We start from the raw sequence: 14,079 nt of genomic DNA, 5'->3' as shown, positions 1-14,079 counted from the left end.
GTTTCCCCGCGCCGCGGGACCGGAGGCGATCGTCGACTACCCGGCTGTCCAACCGAGCCGTAGCCGCGGCCTCAGCCGAATCGCGTGGACAACCGGTAATGCCCCGCGGCGACAAGGACTTCCAGTGCGGCACGGCGAGAAGGGCAGGAGCGCGGGCACGAACGGTGCACCTGCATGAGCCGGTGGGCGTGCGCCACATCGTCCTCGCGGATGATCGCGGTGCAGTTCGATTCGTCGGACATGCTCTCCACCTCCGAAAAGGGTCTTCCCCCTGATGGTTGCGCGTCTACCGTCCGACGGACAGGCGCGGATCGTTTCCTTACCGTTCCTTAGGACGATCGATGCGCGTAACCGTGATCGGATAGCTGTAGCGGGGAGAGAATGGCCGAAGGCGGCCGTGCGTGTCACCATGGTCATGTCGTACAGCGTCGATGAGTGATTGATCTTCCCGACTCGGTCGGCGAAGAGGTGGGAGCAGAGACCGTTGGCTGGTGGCAAAAACCCGTGGGAGGTCTATCAGCAGCAAGCTGCCGCGGGGACGATCGACATCGGTGAGTCGGCGGCGAAGCAGGCGGCCGAATTCGTCGCCGACACTTTGACGATGATGCGGATCGCGAAGACGGCCATCGATGACCGCATCCTCAATTTCAAGGGATTCGGAAACCTCCCCTCGGGAGATGGTCTGGCGCAGCGCTTCTACGCGGCGGCGCGCGACCTCGACGATCGTCTCGCGGAAGACGAGAAGATCTTGCGCGGCATGGGCGAGTTGTTCACGATCGCGGGCAAGGTCTACGAGAACACCGACGTCGACGCCGCCGCTCGGTTCGAAAGACTGCGCAACGATCGGTTCGGCAACTGGGAGAACACCGCGTGGGACTTCCCTGGTGTGCCGCTGGCGAACGAAGGAAGACTTCCCGGCTGGGCCCGCAATCTGACCGTGAACCACAGCAACCCCGACAACGTCGAGCACCCCGAGGCCGCCCCGGAGGGCGGCAGGCTCCCGACGCCGGACCTTCAGGGCGCCAAAGGGGGCGAGTCGATTCCGGTCTCCCTCATCCAGAAGCCGCAAGACGACGCGAAGAAGGGCGCACCCTGGTCCGAGTCCGCGCCCGTCGAGAACGCTTACGCGATCGAGTACAACACCTATCGCAACCTGGGCGCCGCGATCGGCGCGCACAACCAGGAGATTCTGGACGCGGCGGCGGTGTGGAACTGGATCGGTGATCGCCTGCACACCGCGTTCACCGATCTCGCGACTCGGCTTCAGACGCTGCGCACCTCCGGGGCGTGGGAAGGCGACGGGCCGAAAGCATCGGAGAACGCGGTCAAGACCTACGAGCAGAACGTCATCGCGCTGCGGGACGTGGTGACCTCCATCGGAAACAATCTCGAATGGACTTCGGGCTGGTTGTGGACGGTGAAACTCCATATGCCGTGGGAGGCCCAGAGCTGGGGCGGCAGCATCGATGGAACTTCCAGCGTGGGCTATATCCACGCTCGTGATGTGGAGTTGCCGCTGGCGCGAAAGGGATTCAACAACTTCTACGTTCCGGGCGTGCAGACCGCCAGTACCGGAATTCCGCCCATTCCGGCGCCGGCCCAAGAACTGGTCACCACAGCGGCCGCGGGACCCGGGCCCGGCCCTGGCAACCAGAGCACGCCCGGTCCGGGCCCGCTGGCCAATCCCGGCCCCGGACCCGGCCCCGGTCGGCAGGTGCCCGGTCCCGGTCCCGGTAAGAACAACGACGCGCTCCAGCGGGAGTTGGCGCGTCGGCAGCTGGAGGCACAGCGTCGTGCGGACCAAGCCGCCGAAAGCCAGCGCAAGGCGAACGAGAAGTTCCAGCAGGAGCAACGGGAACTCGCCAGGAAGGCGGCTACCGAGCAGCTCGCGAACCAGCGTGAGCGGGAGGCCGCCGCACGCAGGCAGCAGCAACAACAAGCGATGACGCAGGCGGCGTCGGCCGGGCAGGATGCGTTGCAGAAGGCGATGTCCGCCGGGCAGGAGGCCGCGCAGCAAGCCATGTCGGCCGCCCAGCAGGCCGCTCAGCAGGCCGCCGCCGGTTTGCAGTCCGGCTTGGGCGGTCTGCCGTCGTCGCTGGAGGCCGCGCGCGCTGCCGCGGCGAAGGCCCTCGGCGCAGGCCCGGGCGGCGGAGCAGGCGGCGGACTCGGATCCCCCAGCGTCGCAAGGGCGTTGGGTGAGGCGTCGAAACTCTTCCCGCGCGCGAACATGGCCACGGGCGCCGCGTCGGGGCTCGCCGCCGCGGCGCGCGCGGGCGCGTCGCCGATGGGTATGCCGGGTTCACCCGGCGCCGCGGGCGCGGCGGGTCGCCCCGGCGGTAACGAGGGCGGCCAGAACCACAAGCGGCCGAGCTACCTCGAATCGGCCGAGCATCTGGACGAGGCGTTGGGCGACGCCCCGAGGGTGGTCAAACCGGTGGTCGAGCGGTGAGCCGCGTCTGGAAATTCACCGATCTCGAATTCTTCGTCCTCTGGAGACGGGTCGACAAAGAAGACGACCTGCCTTCTCCGTTGGTCTTCACGAGCCGGACCGCGGGCCACGACGATTTCGTTCGGGAGTGCAAACGGACCGAGGAAGAACTGGCCACGCGGCTCGACAGCCGGGCGATGACCGAGGTGCTGGACACCCTGGCGTTCCCCGACATTCGTATCGTCGTCGACGGCTGGGGCGCGCAGAATTTCGAAGATCCGAAGGGGTGCGTGCGCCTGGTCGCCGGTCGCAAAGGCGAGGTCGGCTACGTGGTCAAACAGTTGCCAGGTGAAACGATCTGGCACAGCGCTGGTTTCGTCGTATCCGAATGCGACGCCGTCGATTTGGCGAAGGCGGTCGTCGACGAGATACCGCCGCTGGAAGCCGGCAAGCTCACCGGCATCGTGCTGCCCGCCGACAAAAACCAAGAGGTGGAACATCATTACGGTGCGTCGTTGGTGGAGGACTCCTTCGACGATTCCATCGGCTACCGGTACCAGCAGTTCATCGAGGCGCCCGCGACCACGGCCGGAACCATCGCCATCGTCCAGGGGCGCTCCCGCTTCGGCCCGCGCGGCATCACTCGCCACGAAATCCAGTGGCGCGACCTCGTCGACGACGGCCGCTACGCGATCACGGACGATCTCCCGCCGCGCGCCGTCGGCGCCGACGCCGCACGTCTCACCGCGATGATCAACACTCGGATCGCCGCGGTCATTGGAGCCATCAAGGACGAGCGGCTGTAGGCGCCGGACCTTCGACTTACACTGACCACCCGAGCGACGAGGGGTTGATGCGATGTCCACGGCGGCGAACATCAGTGGCACGATTTCGGTGCGGACCACCGAACAGGGCTTGCCGCTGGGTATTTCGGTGGAAGCGGATGAGCTGCGCCGGGATCCGGCCGAGCTGGCGAATCAGATCATGCGGTTGTGCAGGCAGGCGGCGAACCGGGCCGGGCTGGCGCGGCGCGAGGAGTTGCAGGCGGCGGGGTTGACCAATCAGCAGCTCGCGCTGACCGGGCTGCCGAAGCCGGAGGACGTAGCCGCGCAGGAGTGGGTCGAGGAAGAAGAGTACGACGAAGAGCCGCAGAGCTGGTTGAGGGAAGCCTGATGAGTACCAATCCGGTGATGGACGAGATCGAGGCGCGGGCGCAGCGGGCGCTGAATCGGTTGCGCGATCTCGGCGACGAGATGGCGAAGGTGCGCGCGCGGGAGTCGTCGGATGACGGTGCGGTCACCGTCGAGGTCGACGGCAGTGGAGCCTTGCGGGACTTGCGATTCACCAGTGCGGTGTCGCGAATGTCACCCGGTGAATTCGAGCAGGCGGTGGTTTCCACCGCCCATCGCGCGGCGGCCGAAGCCATGGCGAGGATGGGTGAGCTCATCACCGAGTTCAATGAGGAATCCGCAGCTCAGGTCTAGTGCGGCACCAAAAATTTACTCTCCCTTAAGACGTTCCATACGAATATTTACTGCGCGACTCATACTGTCATCCGGTACATTTGGCCTGGACGTTCCAATCATATTCGCGCAGAGGGTGTTTCCGATGCCTCACGGTTTTGACATCAATCCCTGGCCCCATGTGGCCGCCGAACCTGACGCGATTCGGGCCTACGCGGACACGGCCGCGGCGATGGCCGCCAGCGTGGCGAGCGCCGGTTCGGTGAACCAGGCGGCCACCATGGCCGCGGCCATTCCGGTGTTCGGTTTGATCGGCCAGGATTTCCTCGCCTCCTTCGCGGTGGCGCAGGCCAATCACCTCACCTCGGTCGCCGAGCTGGCCTACGTGCACGGCATGACGGCGCTGACCTGTCAGCAGGCGGCCGCCGAATACCAAGTGACGGACGGGCTTTCGGGCTCCGACATCGACGCGGTCGGTAGAGCCTGATGTCGGAGCTGGTCGATCAGTCGGTATTGGACATGCTGCGCCAGAGCGCGGTGGGTCCGATGTTGGACCGGCCGGTGAACGATGTCCTGAAGGACATGGGCCTGCCGCAGCTGCCCGAAATCCCGCCGCTGCCACCGATTCCGGGCCTGCCGCCGCTGCCGGTGATCGACCTGTCCCTGCTGGCCAAGCCGCTTACCGATCTGGCCGCCACCTTCGGCACCGGCCAATTCCCCGCTCCCGCACCGGCAGCCGCGCCCGCGGCCGATGGTGATCCGGCCGCGCAGCCCGCCGCGAATGCCGCGGCCGCGCCCGTCGTCGATCCCACCGAGGTGCTGTCTCAGGTCTCCAGCGTCGTCTCGACGGTGGTGCAGCTGGGCAGCACGGCGCTCACGATGGCGATGCAGCTGTGGCAGAGTCAGGCCGCGGCCGCCGCCGAGGAAAAAGGCAAAGAGGCGCAGAAGGACGGCGGTAAGATCGCCACCCAGGCCGCGCAGGAGTCGGCAGGCGTCGCCTCCGCCGCGACCTCGGTCGGCATCGGCGCCGCGATGATGGCGGCCATCATCGCCAAGTACATGGCACAGCTCGCGGCCTCCGCGGCGTTCCTCGCGACCCCGGGTGGCCAGGCCTTCCTGGTCGCCTCCACCATCGAGACGATGGCCGAGGCGACGGCGACGGTGGCGAAGACGCGCGCCGAAATGACCGTGCACAGCGCGGAGATGACGGCCACGGGTCAGAAGGTGCCGGTCACCAATGCCCCCAAGGGCATGGACCAGATGCAGATGCTGAGCATGCTGATGCAGATGATCCCCACGCTGACCACCGCGGTGAAGTCCGGCATGGATTCGGCTGTCTCGCTGCACAAGACATTGAACCCCGCCACCAACCCGGCGCTGGAAAAGGACAAGGCCGAGCAGGCGGAGTTGGACAAGGGCGCCATGTCCGGTGCGGGCGGTGGTCTCGGTGGTCTCGGCGGTTTCGGTGGTGGCGGCGGTGCGGTAGCCGCCGCGGCGCGCCAGCTCGGCCCCTGGGTCGACGGCCGCGCGGTCGGCAACCTGGGCGCGGCAGGCGCGAACGGCGTCGGCAGCCCGGCCTCGGCGATGCAGGCGGGCGCCAGCTCGGCCGCCCGCGGCAGCAGCACCACGGCGACCAGCTCGCCGGGCGGCATGATGCCGATGTCGCCGATGGCGGCCGCGGGCATGGGCCGCGGTGCGGAGGACGCCGCGAGCTTGCGCAACGAACTGGTGTCCGCCTCGCACGGCAACGAGGTGGTGGGTGATATCGAAGGCGTCTCGCTGCCGGTGGTCGGCGCGGCCAACGCCGACGGACTCAACGAACCGCCGGACCAGGCACTCACCCTCTGATAGGAGGACGTCATGGAATTCGATCGCGCCGGGGCAATCAAGTCCGCCACCGCACTCGACGCCCTCGCGGACCGGCTGGAAGCCGATCTGAAGGCCAACACGCCCGCCTTGGCCGTGGAAGCCGCTGGGCTGGACGAAGTTTCACAGCGCGCCGCGCAGACCCTGCGCGGTGTGGCCGCCTCCTACGACGAAGCCGCGACCGCCGGCGTTCTCGAACTACGCAAACTGGCCGCCGCGCTGCGCTCGCAGTCGCAGTCGCTAGTGGTGATGGATACCGAGAACGCCGCTGGTCTCGGGGCGTCGGCCTGACGCGAGGCGGGGGACTATGGTCGAACCGCCGATCCCTGGTTTCACCGGCGTGGTCTGGGAAGCCAGGCCCACGGAGAAACTCGCCCAGGATCTGACCACCGGCCGCGGCGCGGTGCCGATGGCCGAAGCGGCCCAGGCCTGGACTCGCCTGGGCGTGAGTTTCGGTGCCGCCGTGCTCGAATACGACCAGATCGTCAAGGCCATCGGCGAATCGTGGCGTTCGGAGACGAGTCCGGAGATCCTGGACCGGATCACCAAACTGCGGGAGTGGCTGCTGGAGGCGGCCGGTTCCGCGGCTCAGAACGCCACAAAGACCGGCTCGCAAGCGGTGGCCTACGAGGTGGCGCGGCTGGCCATGCCGCACGTCGCCGAGATCGCCGCCCTGGAAGAGGCGAAGAAGTCGGTGGAGGCGATCGGCGCCGGCCTGGGTGCGCCCCTGGTGGGCGCGGCCGCCGATATCGACGCCGAACAGGATCTGGCCAAGGTCAACGCGGCCCGGGTCATGCGCGTCTACGAGGAGGCGACCAAGCCGCTGGAGACGCCGTGGACGCAGACCGCGCCACCGGTCATCGCCAATAGCGCCGCGCTGGAAGCCGAGCGGGCCGCGTCCGAGGTACGGCCCACGGCCATGCCCGCGACCGCCTTGCCTGCTTCGTTCGCCGCGGCGTTCGCCAGGGCCACACCGCCGCCGCGGGCGAAGACGGCGTTCACCACGCAGGCCGTGGCCGCCGTGACCGCCGAGCCGACCCCGCTGCCCGTGGAGACGGCCCCGGTGGCGGGAGATTCGTCGTCGGCGAGCCGCATGGGCGCCCCGGCCGCGATGGCGCCCGCCGCGGCCATGCAGGACGACGACCGTGCTCCGCGGGCCGGCGCCGCCTCCGCGCAGCCGGACAAGCCGTTCGAGGTCGAAGGCGGATTCGCCGCTGCCCCAGCGGTGCTCGGCGCCGCCGCCGAACCCGTACCGAAGGCCACGGCACCGGGGGCGGCATGACGACGATGACCAACGATGGGCTCCTTGCGGTGTCCGACCTGCTCGGCGTGCAGACGCTGCCGCTGGTGCTGGGGGTCGGACCGCAGCAGGATTCGGTCGATGCCTGGCAGGCCGCGCGCGACCAAGCGATCGCCGACCTGCGCGCGGCCGGGTTGGTCGACACCTACGACGATGTCGCCGCCGACCTGACCGACGCGCTGTTCGTCTTGGCCAACCCGGAGCGTGAACTCGCGGCCCGGATCTACACCGAGTCGGGCACCCGCCAGGTCTGTGTGGCGCGCAAGGGAGTTCAGCACGCGCTGGCAACGCGTACCGGCGACACCTTCGACGTGGGCCCCATCTGGTGCGACGGCGGCGGGCAAGCGCTGGCCCGGCCGGTGCTCGAAGCGCTGGGCCGCGCCCCGGCCGCCGATATCCCGAGCATCAGCGCCCCGGTCGACGAACTGCGCGAAAGACTGGACGAGGCAACCAGATCCAGCGATTACTCCGATATCTTCTACGCCCACGGCGTGGCCGAACGCGATGCCATCGAGTTCGGATTGGCCATGTCCAGCTGCCACGCGCACGCCGAGATCGTCGCCTACGCATACGACGACGGCGTCACCACCAGAACGTCCGGAGCGGTAGCGGTTTACGACACCTCGCGTGGTCGGATCGCCGCCAGCCCCGGCGCTGCGCCGGACCTACGGGTCTGGTCGACCTTCGCCCCGGGAACCGATCACCGGATCGCACAGGCGATCTCGGCACTGATCGAAACCTTGCCCGGAGGAAGGTGGATGCCCTAGTCGACGCATCGGAACTCACGAACCGACCGAATTACCGCGGCGCCTGCGCAGCGGAACACGAAATACCCACCGACATGAAGAGGTGAACAATGTCCGGACAGACCAGCTATACCGCGGAACAGGCAGCCCAGGTAGTCGACGAGTACTTCCAGGCTGTCGAAGGCATCCGTAAGACCATCCAGGCAGTGCAGGAAACATTCGACGCGGCCCGCTCGGGCTGGGAGGGTGAAGCCGCGGTGGCCGGCCAGAACGCATCCAAGGCCTGGCAGGAAGAGGCCACCGAGATCAACGGCAAGATCGACGCGCTGAACCAGACGATCCAAGAGGGCAACACCACCCTCGCGGACGTCGACCCGACCAACGTCGACGCCCTGACCAACCTGATCTGACGCACTTTCCGGGAAAGGAGTACCCGCCATGAAGTACACCAAGGCGGTCCACGATCAGCTGATCAGCGAAATGGACCAGTACTACAAGGATCTCGACGGCTACAAGGACGCCTTCGTCGCCGCCCGCGACAAGCTGATCAACGTCGCGTGGGAGGAGAACGAGGCGCTGGAGTCGTTCAAGGCCAAGGCCGACGAACTGCTCGGCGTCGGCAGCAAGGACGGTCAGGGCCTCAGCGACACCCACCTCAAGATCCAGAAGCTGCGTGACGCCATCGACGGCGCGTTCAACAACGCGTTCGCCGCTGACAAGAAGGTCTACAACTCCTTCTGATCCGGGTTCGGGACGAAAAGCCCCGGTCACCCTCGCGCGGGTGGCCGGGGCTTTCCGGTGCTCGGCTATCTGGCGAGGGCCAAAGCTGTGTGCAGGTATTGCATTTCGTCCGGCGTCGCCACCATGTGCACGCGGGTGGTCACACCTGCCGTGCGCACGGTGACGAGGTTGGCGGTCTCCGGGTCCTCGGCGAGGGTGACGTCGGGGTCGAAGTGGTCCTCCATGGTTGCCGGGGCGTTGCGCAGCAGCACGGTGGTGGCGTCGGAGTGGTGTCCCGTCGGCGGAATGCCGTCGTAGACGACAACAGTGGCGAACCGGTGCGCGCTGGCTTGCTGCCCGGCCGCGGACCAGGCCGCGACGGTCAGGGACTGGGGCACACCCACGTCGGCTGCCATCTGCCGCCACGCGTCGTGCCGGTTGGTGTGCACCACGACGGAGGCGCCGAGCGCGATGGCGCGCAGGATCATCTGCTGGGCGACCAGCAGCGATCCGATCACCTCCACGCGCCGCACCTGATGCCCGACCAAGGGCAGGGCAACGGCCTGTCCGGAGGTGTCGGCGCCGATCAGCTGACCGCAGCCCGCGATCGGCATCGGCAGTGCGAGCAGTGAATCCGGCTTGCCCAGATAGGTTTCCGGGCTGAACCGACGGCCGCGCCGGGCGATCGGCAGCGTGTACAGCAGCGCGCGGAACTGCTTGCCCGGCAGGGGGACCAGGCCCTCGGCCTTGACCACGGCGGGCTTGTCCCGGGTATCGAAGCGCACTACCGCGGTCACTTCGATACCCGCGGCGCCGGGCGCGGCGGCCTGGTCGCGCGGTGACCGTGCCGGTGCGCGCTGAAGACGCATGGTGACGGTGGTCGCCAGCGTCGGCGTGGACCACACCGCCGCGAATCCGCGCGGCCCCAGCGCCTCCGGCGCCATCCGGTAGGTGGTGTAGTGGATGCCGTCGCGTTCCACGCTGTGCGCGGTCTCGGTGAACTCCTCCAGCGGCGTGTGCCTGGTGAGCTGGTTGACCGCCGCCGTGATCTCGGCGGCCGACAGCACCACCGTGGAGATGCCGTGGGCGGCAAGTCGATTCGCCACCCGCTGGGTCGCCACGATGGCCGTGCGCAGCGTGCCGGTGGCCCCGCCGCCGCGCCGCGCCACCGCGGGGGCATTGCCCAGCGGGTCCAGCCGCAGCACCACCCACACCGTGCGGTGCGCCACCGCGGGCAGCGGGCCCAGGATCTGCTCGTAGAGGTGCGAGACCCGGCCGGGCCCGGAGGTGCGGGCGCCGGTGCTGATCACATCGATGGAGGCCAGCTCGATGTCGAACTGGTTGAGGCAGTGCGCGAGCTCGGGCAGCGGCATCATGTCGTCGGAGATCAGCGACTGCGGGCTCAGCAGCGTCACCGTGCGCGGATGCGCCTCCACGCGCAGCATGACGAGCAAACGCGTGCCGTCCCAGCGCATTCCGTAGGCGCCGCCCTCGGGTAGCGGTACGTCGAACGGCGCTTGATCCGCGGTTGCCGAACGATTGCGGAACACGCGCCAACGGAAGGTGATTTCCTCGTCCAGCCAAGCTGCCAACGACTTGCGGCGCGGCCGTGGTGTCAGCCCCAGCAGGAGCACGCCGGCACATACTCCGGCCGCGATCCACACCGAGGCATCGAAGATCACCGCGACCAGCGAGGCCGCGACAGCGACGAGCGCCACCGGAATCACCCAGCGTAACGGCAGAATTCGAAACAACCAGAAGTACGGTGAGTGCAGGGGAGTGGGGGCAGGCTCGGCCGACGGGGCAGGTGAACTCTGCTGCGCGGTGTCGCGATTTTCGCCGTCGGCTGTGGTGGAACCCATGCGGACATAATGGACCGAAATTGTTCGGCTTCGCTACCGGGAAGGCAGGCAGCAGGGTGGGTAGGTACTGGGGGATGGCAGTCGGCGGAGCTTGCGTAGCCGACGGGGCGGGTAGGTACTGTAAGCGTGCCGGGTGAAATGCTCGGTCCGCTGTACCCGCGTCAGTTCGGAGGCGTTTCGTGCCCGCACAGTTGACTACCAAGGCGCAAGTCAACGGATACCGGTTTCTGCTGAAAAGGTACGAGCACGCGCTGATTCGGCGCGATATCCGGATGCTGCACGATCCGATGCGCTCACAGTTCCGCTCGCTGGTCGTCGGCGCGGTGCTCGGCATCCTGGTGGTCGCCGGTGCGGCGATCCTGGCGTTCCTGCGCCCGGTGGGCTCGATCGGCGATGCGACCATCGTGATGGGCAAGGAGACCGGCGCGCTCTACGTGATCATCGACGGCACGCTGCATCCGGCGCTGAACCTGGCTTCCGCCCGCCTGATCGCTGCCAGCGACGAAAAGCCCACTTCCGTCAAGGAATCCAAGCTGACGCTGCCGCGCGGACCGATGGTGGGCATTCCCGGCGTTCCGGCCACCCTGCCCGGGGCTGCCTCGCCGGACTCCGTCTGGAGCCTGTGCGATGCGGTGGAACTGTCCGCGGCAGGCAGCGCCGCCCGCTCCGCAGGCGCCAAGTCCACGGTCATCGCAGGCGCGCTCGACTCGAGCGAGCCGAACACCGCCCGCCCGCTGCGCGACAACGAGGCGCTGCTGGTGACCCGCGGCGGCAAGACCTTTCTGATGTTCGACGGCAAACGCGCCGAGGTGGATCCGAACGATTCGGTGATCTCGCGCTCGCTGGGCATGCAGGCGTACAACCCGCGTCCGGTCAGCGCGGGCATGCTCAATTCCGCCACTCAAGTCCCCGCGATCGTCCCGCCGAAGATCGATCGGCTCGGCGAACCCGGCCCCGGTCGCTTGCAGGGCGTGCCGATCGGCGGCGTGATCCGAGTGCAGCGGGTCGACTCCGAGGAGCTGTACGTGGTGCTCGCCGATGGCGTGCAGCGGCTGACGCCGTTCTCCGCCGAGGTCATCCGCAACGCGAACTCCCAGGAGATGAACGAGATCATCTCGGTGCCGCCGGACCGGGTGGTGGGAGTCCCTTTGGTGAGCCCACTGCCGGTGGACAAGTTCCCAGGGGCGGTCCCGACCATCCTCACTCCCGAGGAGAACAAGGTCAGCTGTATGCAGTGGACCAAGAAGGCCTCCGATCCGGCTGCCACGATCACGCTGCTCGCCGGACGTGAACTGCCGCTGCCGAAGTCGGCCAAGGTCGTGGATCTGGCCACCGGGGACGGCACCGGCGACCGCATCGACCATGCCTACATCCCGCCGAACTCGGGGGAGTACCTCCAGACGACCGGCATGTCGCCGGACAGTGTCCGCATGGGCAGCCTGTTCTACATCTCCGACAACGGGATTCGCTACGGCATCCCGGATCAGGAGACGGCCACCCTGCTCGGCCTTGCCGACAAGCCGCGGCCCGCACCGTGGCCGATCATCGGCCAGCTGGTACCCGGGCCGACGCTCTCGCGTGAGGAAGCGCTCGTCAGCTACGACATCCTGCCGACCACCAACTGACCTGCCCCCGCACAGCAGTACGGCTCCGCGGACTCGCGGCCGTACTGCTGGTTCCGGATATCAGCGCAGCGTGGAAAGCACGTTGTCCAGTGCGTTCCGCATATCGTCCGCTTCGATCCGCATCAGCACCGATTCGTCCACGGCGCTCAGATCCAGGTTGATGTCGTTGGCCAGCCGGAACTCGCGCTCCTCCTCGGCCGCCTCGATCACATTGCGGATGAACCGGCCGTTACCGGCCATGTCGATGCCGCGCCGGAGCTCACCGCTCTGATCCGTGGCCTCCTTGCGGTAGAGCTCACCGCAGGCGGCGACCAGCAGCGCCTGTGCCTCGTCGGCCAGTTCCGAATCCCGTTTCCGCGCAATGAAACGCCCGATGTCGCCGAGCTCCTCCGGCGAGTAGGAATCGAACTTCACCCGCTTGGCGAAGCGGGACGCCAGACCGTCGTTGGAGGCCAGGAATCGGTCGATCTCGCCGTCGTATCCGGCGATGATCACCACCAGTCGATCGCGGTCGTTCTCCATTCGCGCGAGCAGCGTGTCGACGGCTTCGCGACCGAACGCGTCACCGCCGGACAGGCCGGTTTGAATCAGTGTGTAGGCCTCGTCGATGAACAGCACACCGTCCATCGCGCTATCGATCAACTTGTTCGTCTTGATCGCGGTACTGCCCAAATGCTGCCCGACGAAATCGGAACGTTTGGCTTCGATCAACTTGTCGGTCTTGAGAATTCCTAAGCCACAGTAAATTTTTGCCACCACGCGGGCAACGGTGGTCTTACCGGTACCCGGCGGTCCGGTGAATGCCAAATGCTGGCCACGGGATCCGCTCGCCATTCCTTTTTCGGCGCGGATCCGCGCTAGCTGAGCGGTTGCCTGCAACTTCGCAACCTGCATTTTCACGCCGGCGAGACCGATCTGCTCATCGAGTTCGGCGCGCGCCTTCTCCAGGATCAGCTTGGCCTTGTCGTCGCGCTCCTCCTGGCCCATCTGTTCCAGCGTCGGCGCCGAGGCCGGATCCCACTTGTTGGTGCGCGCGTCGATGACCTCCTTGGTGGTCACCGTGATCCGGTACTTGCGGTCGCGCATGGCCATGGTGTTGGCCTCGAAACTCGGTGCCTCGGAGAACACCTTCTCGAACAGCGCCTGCGCCTTCTCCTCCTCGCCGGTCTCGCGCAGGGCGAGTCCGCGGCAGAAGCGGGCGGTGGTCGCCGCGGCCGGAATCGGGCCCTGCTCAGCGGCTTCCATACGGCGGATCGCCTCGCCGAACAAACCCAGCTGGGCACAGGCGGTGCCGACCATGACGTGGGCGCCCGCGGCCAGGTAGGGATCCTCCCAGTCCGCCGAACCGGCCAGCACGGTCATCACATCGGGCCAGCGCTGCGTGGTGAAGTGCAGCACGCCACGGACGTAGGCGCAGATCCGGTCGTCGATCTCGCGGTCCGACGAGGAGACCTGTGCGGCTCGGTGTTTGGCCAGTTCGTCGAGGACCTTCTCGGCTTCGTCGTAGTCGCCCTCGGTGATCAGTTGCGCGGCCTGCGCGAGCCAGATCTCGGTATAGCTGGCCAGCGGGTAGTCGATGTACTGACCGACGGTGAAGCGGCCCGCCAGCACCCGCGGTTGCAGGCCGAGCCTGCGCTGCTCCCGGAAGAGCGTCGAGGTGCTGGTCTTGAAGAGGTTGAAGATCACCTCACGGGTGTGCTCGCCGGCGGCCGCGCGTCCGAGCCAAGCGTCGCACATACCGGGATCCCATTCGGTGGCGCGCTGGAAGGCCAGCTGAGCGTATTCCAGATCGCGGGCAGATTCCTGTCCGTCGATCACAATGCCCAAGGACAAGACACCAGCGTCGAACGCGCGTTGTGCCTGGCGGTTGCCGGTCATATGGGTTTGCCCCTAAAAACGAACGGAGATGCTGTTCCTCGCTAAGCATAGCCACCGGAGGGTGGAAAGCCGACGGAGTCTGCGGGGGTGGAGAGAGCGCCGGGGGATGGAAAGCCGACGGAGTCGGCGGGGTCGGAAGGGCACTGCGAGGTAGGGACTTCTCCGTTAAGTTGAGTAGGTTGCATGGCGTT

The 14,079-nt window shown here is 67.4% G+C and carries 15 protein-coding genes; 12 read left to right on the top strand and 3 right to left on the bottom strand.

The window, feature by feature from the left end:
• Positions 1-71 precede the first annotated feature (71 nt).
• Positions 72-242, bottom strand: a complete 171-nt coding sequence (locus tag AB0H49_RS01315; protein WP_253810640.1) for a hypothetical protein — start codon at positions 240-242, stop codon at positions 72-74.
• Between the two features lie 242 nt (positions 243-484).
• Between AB0H49_RS01315 and AB0H49_RS01310 the strand changes: the two genes are divergently transcribed.
• The 11 genes from AB0H49_RS01310 (at position 485) to AB0H49_RS01260 (ending at position 8,544) form a co-directional block, all read left to right on the top strand.
• Entirely contained in the window at positions 485-2,449 is a 1,965-nt protein-coding gene (locus tag AB0H49_RS01310) for a hypothetical protein (RefSeq protein ID WP_357245871.1), read from the top strand.
• Positions 2,446-3,234 (top strand): ESX secretion-associated protein EspG, encoded by a 789-nt coding sequence (locus AB0H49_RS01305; RefSeq protein WP_355000130.1) that lies wholly within the window; start codon positions 2,446-2,448, stop codon positions 3,232-3,234. The genes AB0H49_RS01310 and AB0H49_RS01305 overlap by 4 nt, the downstream gene beginning before the upstream one ends.
• 52 nt (positions 3,235-3,286) lie before the next feature.
• Positions 3,287-3,601 carry a hypothetical protein gene (locus AB0H49_RS01300; protein WP_355000129.1) on the top strand — a complete coding sequence of 105 codons (315 nt, stop codon included), beginning with the start codon at positions 3,287-3,289 and terminating at the stop codon, positions 3,599-3,601.
• Positions 3,601-3,912 (top strand): YbaB/EbfC family nucleoid-associated protein, encoded by a 312-nt coding sequence (locus AB0H49_RS01295; RefSeq protein WP_357245868.1) that lies wholly within the window; start codon positions 3,601-3,603, stop codon positions 3,910-3,912. Before AB0H49_RS01300 ends, AB0H49_RS01295 begins: the two co-directional genes overlap by 1 nt.
• Positions 3,913-4,036: 124 nt before the next feature.
• The gene (locus AB0H49_RS01290) at positions 4,037-4,378 is read left to right on the top strand and encodes a type VII secretion target (protein WP_355000127.1); all 342 of its coding nucleotides are present in this window, start codon (positions 4,037-4,039) and stop codon (positions 4,376-4,378) included.
• Positions 4,378-5,739, top strand: coding sequence for a hypothetical protein (locus AB0H49_RS01285; RefSeq protein ID WP_357245865.1), 1,362 nt, complete (start codon positions 4,378-4,380; stop codon positions 5,737-5,739). The genes AB0H49_RS01290 and AB0H49_RS01285 overlap by 1 nt, the downstream gene beginning before the upstream one ends.
• A 12-nt stretch (positions 5,740-5,751) precedes the next feature.
• On the top strand, positions 5,752-6,048 hold the full coding sequence (locus AB0H49_RS01280) for a PE domain-containing protein (RefSeq protein WP_067785091.1): 297 nt from the start codon (positions 5,752-5,754) through the stop codon (positions 6,046-6,048).
• Positions 6,049-6,064: 16 nt separating this feature from the next.
• Positions 6,065-7,039, top strand: coding sequence for a PPE domain-containing protein (locus AB0H49_RS01275; RefSeq protein WP_357245862.1), 975 nt, complete (start codon positions 6,065-6,067; stop codon positions 7,037-7,039).
• 5 nt (positions 7,040-7,044) lie between these two features.
• The gene (locus tag AB0H49_RS01270) at positions 7,045-7,824 is read left to right on the top strand and encodes an ESX secretion-associated protein EspG (protein ID WP_357245859.1); all 780 of its coding nucleotides are present in this window, start codon (positions 7,045-7,047) and stop codon (positions 7,822-7,824) included.
• Positions 7,825-7,913: 89 nt separating this feature from the next.
• Positions 7,914-8,213, top strand: a complete 300-nt coding sequence (locus AB0H49_RS01265) for a WXG100 family type VII secretion target (protein ID WP_357245857.1) — start codon at positions 7,914-7,916, stop codon at positions 8,211-8,213.
• Between the two features lie 28 nt (positions 8,214-8,241).
• Positions 8,242-8,544 carry a hypothetical protein gene (locus AB0H49_RS01260; RefSeq protein WP_357245854.1) on the top strand — a complete coding sequence of 101 codons (303 nt, stop codon included), beginning with the start codon at positions 8,242-8,244 and terminating at the stop codon, positions 8,542-8,544.
• 65 nt (positions 8,545-8,609) lie between these two features.
• Here the strand turns inward: AB0H49_RS01260 and eccE are convergent, their stop codons facing one another.
• The gene (eccE, locus tag AB0H49_RS01255) at positions 8,610-10,385 is read right to left on the bottom strand and encodes a type VII secretion protein EccE (protein ID WP_357245851.1); all 1,776 of its coding nucleotides are present in this window, start codon (positions 10,383-10,385) and stop codon (positions 8,610-8,612) included.
• A 179-nt stretch (positions 10,386-10,564) separates the two neighbouring features.
• Between eccE and eccB the strand changes: the two genes are divergently transcribed.
• Positions 10,565-12,010, top strand: a complete 1,446-nt coding sequence (eccB, locus tag AB0H49_RS01250; RefSeq protein ID WP_355000120.1) for a type VII secretion protein EccB — start codon at positions 10,565-10,567, stop codon at positions 12,008-12,010.
• Positions 12,011-12,070: 60 nt separating this feature from the next.
• On the opposite strand, the gene eccA is transcribed toward eccB, so the two are convergent.
• Positions 12,071-13,888: a type VII secretion AAA-ATPase EccA gene (gene eccA / locus AB0H49_RS01245; protein ID WP_355000119.1), complete on the bottom strand. Its 1,818-nt coding sequence runs from the start codon at positions 13,886-13,888 to the stop codon at positions 12,071-12,073.
• Positions 13,889-14,079 lie beyond the last annotated feature (191 nt).

The sequence above is a fragment of the Nocardia sp. NPDC050713 genome, from assembly GCF_040654315.1.
Classification (GTDB): Bacteria; Actinomycetota; Actinomycetes; order Mycobacteriales; family Mycobacteriaceae; genus Nocardia.
The sequence above is the reverse complement of the archived record's forward strand: the minus strand, read 5'-3'. Positions and strand labels throughout refer to the sequence as shown.

Coding starts and splice junctions, on each gene's coding strand:
- AB0H49_RS01315 (WP_253810640.1), bottom strand. CDS start 242: ATGTCCGACGAATCGAACTGCACCGCGATCATCCGCGAGGACGATGTG.
- AB0H49_RS01265 (WP_357245857.1), top strand. CDS start 7,914: ATGTCCGGACAGACCAGCTATACCGCGGAACAGGCAGCCCAGGTAGTC.
- AB0H49_RS01260 (WP_357245854.1), top strand. CDS start 8,242: ATGAAGTACACCAAGGCGGTCCACGATCAGCTGATCAGCGAAATGGAC.
- eccA (WP_355000119.1), bottom strand. CDS start 13,888: ATGACCGGCAACCGCCAGGCACAACGCGCGTTCGACGCTGGTGTCTTG.
- AB0H49_RS01285 (WP_357245865.1), top strand. CDS start 4,378: ATGTCGGAGCTGGTCGATCAGTCGGTATTGGACATGCTGCGCCAGAGC.
- AB0H49_RS01295 (WP_357245868.1), top strand. CDS start 3,601: ATGAGTACCAATCCGGTGATGGACGAGATCGAGGCGCGGGCGCAGCGG.
- eccE (WP_357245851.1), bottom strand. CDS start 10,385: ATGGGTTCCACCACAGCCGACGGCGAAAATCGCGACACCGCGCAGCAG.
- AB0H49_RS01275 (WP_357245862.1), top strand. CDS start 6,065: ATGGTCGAACCGCCGATCCCTGGTTTCACCGGCGTGGTCTGGGAAGCC.
- AB0H49_RS01290 (WP_355000127.1), top strand. CDS start 4,037: ATGCCTCACGGTTTTGACATCAATCCCTGGCCCCATGTGGCCGCCGAA.
- AB0H49_RS01300 (WP_355000129.1), top strand. CDS start 3,287: ATGTCCACGGCGGCGAACATCAGTGGCACGATTTCGGTGCGGACCACC.
- AB0H49_RS01280 (WP_067785091.1), top strand. CDS start 5,752: ATGGAATTCGATCGCGCCGGGGCAATCAAGTCCGCCACCGCACTCGAC.
- AB0H49_RS01270 (WP_357245859.1), top strand. CDS start 7,045: ATGACCAACGATGGGCTCCTTGCGGTGTCCGACCTGCTCGGCGTGCAG.